4 protein-coding genes are annotated in these 9,898 nt (G+C 35.1%); all 4 read left to right on the top strand.

All coding sequences use genetic code 11. The annotated features are described in order from the left end of the window. Window positions 1-164: 164 nt before the first annotated feature. The 4 genes from ACFE0M_RS17665 (at window position 165) to ACFE0M_RS17650 (ending at window position 9,883) form a co-directional block, all read left to right on the top strand. Window positions 165-6,854: a PKD-like domain-containing protein gene (locus ACFE0M_RS17665; RefSeq protein ID WP_434547118.1), complete on the top strand. Its 6,690-nt coding sequence runs from the start codon at window positions 165-167 to the stop codon at window positions 6,852-6,854. Between the two features lie 191 nt (window positions 6,855-7,045). After that, a complete protein-coding gene (locus tag ACFE0M_RS17660) occupies window positions 7,046-8,332 on the top strand; it encodes a citrate synthase (protein ID WP_434547117.1) in 1,287 nt (428 codons plus the stop codon). A gap of 86 nt (window positions 8,333-8,418) precedes the next feature. After that, window positions 8,419-8,679 carry an acyl-CoA-binding protein gene (locus ACFE0M_RS17655; RefSeq protein WP_434547116.1) on the top strand — a complete coding sequence of 87 codons (261 nt, stop codon included), beginning with the start codon at window positions 8,419-8,421 and terminating at the stop codon, window positions 8,677-8,679. A gap of 10 nt (window positions 8,680-8,689) precedes the next feature. Then, window positions 8,690-9,883: an aspartate aminotransferase family protein gene (locus ACFE0M_RS17650; RefSeq protein ID WP_434547115.1), complete on the top strand. Its 1,194-nt coding sequence runs from the start codon at window positions 8,690-8,692 to the stop codon at window positions 9,881-9,883. Window positions 9,884-9,898 lie beyond the last annotated feature (15 nt).

Genomic DNA, 9,898 nt, shown 5'->3' with positions numbered 1-9,898 from the left:
CTGTCGCTGCAGATGCCGGAAATACCGTCACCCTTACCCTTACTGTTACTGGTAATGGATCTTGTGCTACGGTAAACGATACTAAAGCCATCACCATCACGCCTGAACCAATTGCTGAGGCTGGAGCAGCTACTGCTGAAACTTGTGTCAATTCTGCTTTCCAGGTGACAGATGCGAGTACTACTAATGAAAATACTTTCTCCTGGGCTCATGATGGAAACGGTAGTTTAGATGATGTCAATATCATCAATCCTACTTATACGCCTGTCGCTGCAGATGCCGGAAATACCGTCACCCTTACCCTTACTGTTACTGGTAATGGATCTTGTGCTACGGTAAACGATACTAAAGCCATCACCATCACGCCTGAACCAATTGCTGAGGCTGGAGCTGATGGTGAGACTTGTTCTAACAATACTTATGACTTAGCTGGTTCTGCACCTACTGTATCAGAAAATAATAGTATCCAATGGACATCTACAGGGGATGGGGTTTTCTCTGACGCTTCTATTCTTGAACCGATCTATTCACCTGGTACTAATGATATTACAAATGGTACTGTGACATTAACTTTAACTGCGACCGGTAATAATTCATGTTCCAATGACTCGGATCAAATGATATTAAGCATTACTCCAGCACCAATAGCTGATGCTGGAACAGATGGAGAAATTTGTGAAAATACTTCTTTTACAGTTACTGATGCCATTGTAAGTAATGGTACTACAATAACATGGACACATGATGGTAGTGGAACACTTGCTGATGCTAACACAACGAGCCCTACTTATACTCCAGATCCAGCAGATGCTGGAACAAATGTAACCCTTACTCTTACTTTAGCCGGAGATGGTAGCTGCGCAGATGCAGTGGATACAATGATTTTATCGATATACGAATTACCAATAGCAAATATCACCACAACAGCAACAGAAGTTTGTGAAGCTGATCCATTTGTATTATCAGGAACAATAAGCGGTGGAGCCTCATCTGGTTTATGGCGAATTAAGGCTGGACAAGGTTTTACTGGATCAGAACCAGGTACACTAAGTTCTACTACTAATAATTCAGGAAATTGGGAAGCCACCTTCACTCCTGATGGTTCTGGAAACGTAATCTTTGAGTTTGTTGCAGAGGGTGATATAAACTGTACGAATGATATAAAAGAACATACCTTAAACATCAGAAGTATACCTTCAGCTTCTAATCAAGCATATACTCTGTGTGAGGATTCCCCAACAAGTGGAACTGCTAATGTAAACCTTACTGATTATAATACAGATGTAACCAGCGAATCTCAGTCAAATGTTGAAATTAATTGGTTTACCAATAGCACTTTGACCACCGCAGTCACAGATGAAACCTCTGAAAACGTTTCAAATGGCTCTATATACTATGCTCAGATTACTTTTACTTCTACCACTTGTTCTAATGTTGCAGAAGTAAATTTCACCGTAAACCCACTTCCTGTAGCAAATGCACTGGCTAAGGATTATTGCGAAGATAATGTAGGTGCTGGGGTTGCTACGGTTGATCTAACTGCTATTCATCCTGAAATTAATAGCCAAACAGGCAACTATTCTTTTGAATGGTTTACTTCATCGGATCTTAGTACAGGTAGTCAAATAAATAGCGGTGATTTATCCAGTTATACAGTCGGTGATGGCAATACATTGTATGTTAATGTCATTAATGATGATACTGGATGTGAAAATAACACCACTGTAGATTTCCAAATTCTACCTGAGCCCGATCTTGATACCCCAAATGACATCATTGTGTGTTCATTTGATAACATAAGTACAAATTTCCAAAGCAGTATTTCTGGAAGTTCATTCAGTTGGACAAATGATAATACTGCTACAGGAATACCTGCATCTGGATCTGGAAACATAAATGTAACTGCTATTGAAAACGAAACTGGTGCTGAATTGGTAAGTAATATTACTGTGACAGCGATTAGTAATGGATGTGTGAGTCAAGCAGAAAGTTTCATAGTAACAGTAAAACCAAAACCTGTAATAAATGATATAGTGAATATTGATATTTGTCCAGGGGATGAAATAGCTTCAATTGAATTAACTGATGACTCAGGTGGAAACAGCACAATTAGCTGGACTGCAACTAATGCTTCGGCAATAGGCTTACCTTCAGGATCTGGAACAGGCAATATTCCTGCATTTACTGCTAATACTAACAACACAACATCTACTATTTCATCTAACATAACTATAACAAGTAATTGGAATGGATGTATTAGTGATCAGGAGAATTTCCAGATTCGCTTAAAGCCTACACCTATAATGAATTCTGTGGCTAACACAGCATTATGTGCTGGGGATAATTACACTGTTGCATTTACCAACAGTCTTTCTTCAGGGACAACTTATATGTGGGTTAATGATAATACAGATATAGGATTACCATCATCAGGGTCAGGTAATATTAGCTTTACAGCACCATCAAATACAACTGGGAGTAGCATTATTGCTAATATTTCGGTAACACCTATAAATAATTCATGTCAAGGTCCAACAGAGGAGTTTACATTAACCTTAAATCCAACCCCAGTTTTCTCTACCTTAGCTGATGTAGAATTTTGTTCGGAAGAATCGACCTTCATTCCTTTAAGCACAGATTTGACTGCTGTTAATTATAGCTTAAATATTTCTGATAATTCATTATTTTCTAATGGGCCTGTTTTAAATGGTGACAATATAGAGTTTACAACAGAAATAAATACTAGTGGCGTTGATTTAACCAGCACTATTACAGTTACTGCCGAAAAGAATGGCTGTACAAGCAGTGAATCCTTTTTAGTCACATTGAAAAATAGACCGGTGGTTTCTGCTGAAGCTAATGAACCTTTGCTTTGCGCAGGAGAAATAGTTGGAAGCAGAACCTTCACTCATGATTCAGGCACAGGAAGTTTTAGTTGGGAAGTAACAAATCCAGTCTTGATCGGGGATGGTACAGCTTCTACAGGAAGTGGAAATTTCCCAGGCTTTGCATTAGCAGAAAATCTTACTGGACAAGAGATCGTTGGATATGTAAGATATTTCAGTGAAAGTAATAGTTGCTTAAGTGTAGCTGACTCATTCAAAATTACCTTAAAACCATCTCCTGTAATATTAAATACCGACACTGCTTTCTGTGAAGGTGATTTTGTAAATATTGAATTCTTAAGTAATGTAGATGATACTCAGGTATATGAGTGGAGTATTGATAACTTGACTATTGGTATCAATAATAGTTCTGGCACAACAGATCAATTTATAACGCCTGCAGGTTTTACTGCTGTTAATTCTTCAGACACTGAAGATAATGTGGCTAACATCACTGTTTTCTCTACAGTTAATGGTTGTTCAGGACCTATTCAAACTATAGAAGTAAGAGTCCTTCCTAATCCTTCTTTATCAAATACTGTTTTAGAGTTAAGTACTTGCTCAAATGAACCATTTTCATTTGTTCCGGAATCTAACATTTCATCCACAGATTTCGAGTGGAACCTTATATCTGGAGATACTTCTGTAGTTAAAGGTGCTGACTTAGCAGGAACCGGTGAAATAAATCTTGACTTAGTAAATACCTCAGGAATTGATCAAGACCTAATTTATGAAATAACACCTCTAAATGACAATTGTATTGGAACAACTGAGGAATTAACTATAACGGTAAGACCGGAAATCAAATTTGAGGATATTGAAAATGAATATTTTGTTTGTAGTGGACAAGATTTTGAATTACCTATTACATTAGCCAATGATTTACATTTAAATGATATTGAGTATGAATGGATGGTATCTGAAAATGAATCCGGAGCCAACGATAGTACAGCAACAATAGTTGGTGGTAACTTGACTAATTCAGTATCAGGTCAAAGAGATACAGTGATATATACTATTACTCCTAAGTTATTAGATGGCACTTGTTCCGGAAATACGGAAGTGATTTCTGTAATTATCAATCCAAATGCTATAGTTGAAATATTAGCTGTAGATGATATTTGTGAAGGAGATAATCTTACATTAGAAGCACAATTATTAAATGGTGCAGGAAGTGGTCAGTGGACTGGTGGGGATGGTATTTTTACCTCAAATACATCCCCTATCACGACTTATATTCCAGATGAAAGCGAATATGGTGAAAATGTCACACTAAGATTTACTGCAAATGATCCTGATGGCAGTGGTCCATGTACTAATTCATTTGATGAAGTTACCTTTACTATCAATCTTCTACCTAATGTGGCTATTACTGGAAATCCGTTTCCAAATGATTTATATTGTATTAGAAATGGGGTTCAAGAATTAAATGGAAGCCCGGCTGGAGGAATTTTCACAGGTAGAGGAGTTTTTGAAGAGAATGGAAAATATTTTTTCAACCCTGAAGTAGCTACGGTTGGCGGACCATATACTATTACCTATGAATTTACCAATAGTAACGGCTGTTCAAATTCTGCAGAAACTACTGTTCAAGTCACCAATGGACCAAATTCAAATTTTGATATAGATACAGATGATAGTGATGGTTTCTTTTGCTCTAACGCATTCTTAGAACTTGACCCTGATGTTGATGGTGGTAGCTTTAGTGGTGGTGGAATAGTAATTACAGGCGGTATAACTTATTTTGATGCAGCTTCGCCAGAAGTAGCTGGTTTGGATTCTGTAGAAATTACTTATACAATTTTTGAAGATGAAACAAGTTGTACAGCATTTACCACTAAAACAATTAAAAGGATACCAGCCCCTGAAATTGAAATAACTTATCAAAATGTATGCAATATAGATAATGCCGTTCAGATTTTAATTGATCCAGGATATGAACATCCCGAAGATTCATTAATTTCTTTCCAACTGGAATATGAAAACGCTCCAAATAGAATTTATCAAGTAGGGCAAGTCGAACAATTCAGCTCACCAGGAATAAAAACAATTACAGTCATTGGAACTACTGCATTAGGCTGTGTTTTTGAAACTACAACGGATATAAATGTAGGAAACATCCAAAAAGTAGATTTCTCAGTTAGTAATTTAAAAACAAGTAGCATTGGACAGGATCCTACCCAATTTACCAACGAAAGTATATTGGACGTAATAAATGGAGATCCAAGTTTAAATTCAATAATATCATTCAATTGGGACTTTGGAGTTAATGGTATAGATACCGACACTTCGACTTTGGAAAACCCGTCATTTAATTATGAAAATGCTGGATCTTATGATGTAAGACTAATTATTGAGTCTTCTTTAGGATGTTCTGACACAATCGTTAAAAAGATTGATATAGTCCCAGCTATTGACTCATACCCATATTTAGAAACATTTAATGAAGGCTCAGGTGGTTGGTATACTGAATCAGCTGATACTATACCTAGTTCATGGATTCATGATTTCCCTAACGGAGCCTTTGAAGGTAAAAACGACAACCCAGATCCAGGTGAAATTTGGAAAACTGCTGCTGATGGGGTCTCAGGCTATAAAAAGAACGAAAATTCATTCCTATACAGTCCAACATTTGACTTAACTGTTTTGGAAAAACCAATGTTATCATTTGAAATGTGGCTAGATATTGAATTTGAAAGTTTTGAGGGAGCAATTATAGAATATTCGACTGATGGTGAAAATTGGTTGGTATTTGGTGCGACTAATGATGAATTAAATTGGTATAATGCCAATACGACAGTTCGAATTGGAACCGAAGAATCCAACAGGTTAAATTATGCGTGGAACTATTCAGGTGAAGGTAGAAATTGGATTAGAGTTGCTCATGAAATCAATAATGAAATAATAAGTGACTTATCAAGTGTCTCCTTTAGAATTAATTTTAAGGGGGATAGGTTTGTTGGGGAACCAAGTGGAATGGCCATTGACAACTTCTATGTTGGTGAAAGACAAAAACTTGTATTATTGGAAAGCTTTACAAATTTAAATTCTTCTAATTACAGCAATAGTAGAACTAATGTTGAAAGTTTAATAAATTCAGAAGTAGGAAATGATTTACTACCGATTAATTTCCATATATCCATACCAAGCCCGGATTCAATCAACTTAAGGAATTCTGTTGAAATGGATGCGAGAGCTAGTATTTACGATATTGAGTCAAGCCCTCAATTAATTATTGATGGTGAGTTGTATAAAGGTAATATATTCGAATCACCTGACAATCTTAATAGTGAATTTCAACAAATAATTACCCGTAGATCACTACTTGAACCAAGTAATTTAATTGAAGTTTCAATTGATAATAATGCTGATACCAATACTATAAGATTCGATGCCACCATGATTCCTAATACTGATTCTAGCAAGAATTTGATTGCTTATTACTTTATTGTTGAAAAATCAACTAATAATCCTGAATTGAAAAATATTGTAAGAAAAATACTACCCAATATCAACGGAATAGACTTAAATGAAATATCCGAAACAACGACCAATACTTTTGAGTGGGAAGTAAATTCAATTTATTCAAATAACGATCTTGCAATTGTATCGATAGTTCAGGATAGGTTCTCAAGCAGAATTTTCGAAATTGATATAAATGAAATTGAGGAATTTAAAAAGCCTGAAACTATATTAAACATCGAGGAAGGTTTTGAATCAATTGGCATGGATTTATATCCAAACCCAAGCAGAGGAAATCTTAATATTAGGTTTAATAAAGCTATAAACTCGGAATTAGATATTTTCATTCTAGATTCAAATGGTAAAATCATAAAGACTACTAAAATCCCAAGTAACACAATTGAAACTGAACTGGATTTAAATGGATTAGCCTCCGGGGTATATCACATCATATCTAAAAATTCTAAAGGAGACCTAAATAGACAAAAAATAGTAATTCTTGATTAATACAATATAGTTGCTATTTTTAATCCTAAAATTTTCAAAACTATATTTATCGACTGGCGTTATTTCAAATGTGAGTGTATTTTATATCAAAATTTAATGATAATGTACACTCAGTTTTATTAAAGTATTTTTTTACTTAATTTCGTGAATTCTTAAACCATTGTTTCAACATTTAATATAATTAAATATACATGTCAGACCACGCAAAATTATCATACGCAGGAAAAGATTACGACTTACCGGTTATTCAAGGTACAGAAAAAGAGATAGCTGTTGATATTAGCAAACTAAGGGCAAGTAGTGGACTCATTACAATCGATCCAGGATTCAAAAATACGGGTTCCACAAAAAGTGCTATAACTTTTTTAAATGGTGAGGAAGGAATTTTAAGGTATAGAGGATATTCAATTGAAGAACTTGCTGAAAAATCATCATTTCTGGAGGTATCCTACTTACTGATTTACGGTGATTTACCTTCTAAAGCTCAATTAGAAAAATTTCAGAATCAAATTACTACCCACACTTTGGTTCATGAGGATATTAAAAAAATATTGGACGGATTTCCTTCAAATGCACATCCTATGGGTGTTTTATCTTCTCTAGTTTGTTCATTAACAGCTTTTTATCCTGAATCATTAGACCCAAACAGATCTGCAAAAGAAGTGGATTTGAGTATTATTAGAATATTATCTAAAATGCCAACATTTGCAGCTTGGGCATTTAAAAATCAAATTGGGCATCCGGTAAATTACCCTGATAATGAGTTAGATTATCAGTCAAATTTCCTTAAAATGATGTTTGCCCTACCAGCAGAAAAATATAAAGTAAATCCAGTAGTGGCTAAGGCACTGAACACTTTATTAATTCTACACGCTGATCACGAGCAAAACTGTTCTACTTCAACTGTTAGAGTTGTAGGTAGTTCGCAAGCAAGTTTGTATGCATCAATATCAGCTGGTATCAATGCACTTTGGGGTCCATTGCACGGTGGTGCTAATCAAGCAGTTTTAGAAATGCTAGAACAAATTGAAAAAGCAGGTGGAGATACTGCTAAATTTATTGCGAAGGCAAAAGATAAAAATGATCCTTTCCGTTTAATGGGATTTGGTCATAGGGTTTACAAAAACTTTGATCCAAGGGCTAAAATCATCAAAAAAGCAGCTGATGATGTTTTAGGGCAATTAGGTGTTGATGATCCATTATTAACTATTGCAAAAGAATTAGAACAAATTGCATTAAAAGATGAGTATTTTGTAGAGAAAAAACTTTATCCTAATGTTGATTTCTATTCTGGTATTATCTACAGAGCAATGGGAATCCCTACTGAAATGTTTACAGTAATGTTTGCATTAGGTCGTTTACCAGGTTGGATTGCTCAGTGGAAAGAAATGAGAGAAAATAATGAGCCAATCGGAAGACCAAGACAAGTTTACACTGGTGAAAACTTGAGATCTTATGTTGACTTGAATAAAAGATAAATATAAATCAAATTCAATAAATTTAAAGTCAATCTATGATTATAGGTTGACTTTTTTAATTTTACAGAAGTTTTAAAAACAAAAATATGAGTTTACAAGAAGATTTTAAAAATGCCGCTGAAAGGTCTAAAACAGACATCAAAGACAGACCTTCTAATGAGGATTTATTAAAGTTATATGCTTTATTTAAGCAAGGAGAAGAGGGAGATGTTAAAGGGGAAAGACCTGGAGGATTCGATTTTAAAGCCATCGCAAAATACAATGCCTGGGAAGAACTCAAAGGAAAGCCTTCTGAAGAGGCCATGAAAGAATATATTGACCTAGTAAACAAACTCGCAGACGCATAAATTTATAGAATTGCAACAAACTGAAAAAAATATATTCCTTAATAATATTGCACAAACTTCTCCTTTTCCGTTTCTGCTGGAAATAGATCGGGCTGAAGGTATTTATCTGCATGCTAAGGATGGAAAAAAATATATGGATTTAATTTCAGGTGTTGCGGTTAGTAATTTAGGACATCAACATCCTAAAGTTGTGAATGCGGTCAAAGTGCAATTGGAAAAGCACATGCACATCATGGTTTATGGTGAGTATGTTCAATCATCTGTTAATAAATTAGCCCAAATACTTACTGATAATCTACCTTCACATCTCAACTCTGTATATTTATGTAATAGCGGAGCGGAATCAATTGAGGGGGCATTAAAATTAGCTAAACGTATAACTGGAAGAACTGAAATGCTTGCATTTAAAGGGGCGTATCATGGAAGTACGCATGGAGCCTTAAGTATTTCTTCAAATGAAAAGAAAAAATATAGGTTTAGACCCCTCCTACCAGATGTTGGTTTTTTAAGATTAAACGTAATTGAAGATTTAGAATTAATATCTAATAAAACCGCTTGTGTTGTAATTGAAACTATTCAAGGTGATGCAGGTGTGCGAATTCCAAATAAGCAGTTTCTAGAAAAATTACGAGAAAAATGCAATGAGACAGGCACTATGCTCATAATGGATGAAATTCAATCCGGAATAGGTAGAACGGGTAAATTATTTGCATTTGAACATTTCAATGTTGAACCAGATATTTTATGTACGGCAAAAGCACTTGGAGGCGGATTACCTTTGGGGGCATTTATTGCGGACAAAAAACACATGGATTTGTTTACCAAACAGCCTATGTTAGGTCACATTAATACGTTTGGTGGAAACCCTATGAGTTGCGCTGCCGCAGTGGCCACCCTAGAAGTGATTTTAGAAGAAGAATTCTTAAATGAAGTAGAAAGAAAGGGTGAAAAATTTGAAAAATTAATCAATCATGCTGCCATAGTCGAAATCAGGAGAAAAGGAATGATGTTCGCCTTTGAATTTGAGACAGAGGAAATCGTAGGGAAAATTGTTGAAAATTGCTTAGAAAATGGTGTGATTTGTTTTTGGTTTCTATCATGTCCCAATAGTTTTAGAATTGCCCCTCCCCTGACTATAAATGATCAGGAAATTGAAATCGCATGCAAGGTCATTAATGAAGCCATTGAAAAAGCAGTCAATTAATCAAATAGCAAATTT

This window comes from Marivirga sp. (assembly GCF_051117495.1).
Taxonomy (GTDB): Bacteria; Bacteroidota; Bacteroidia; order Cytophagales; family Cyclobacteriaceae; genus Marivirga.
This window is presented reverse-complemented; position numbering and strand designations above follow the sequence as displayed.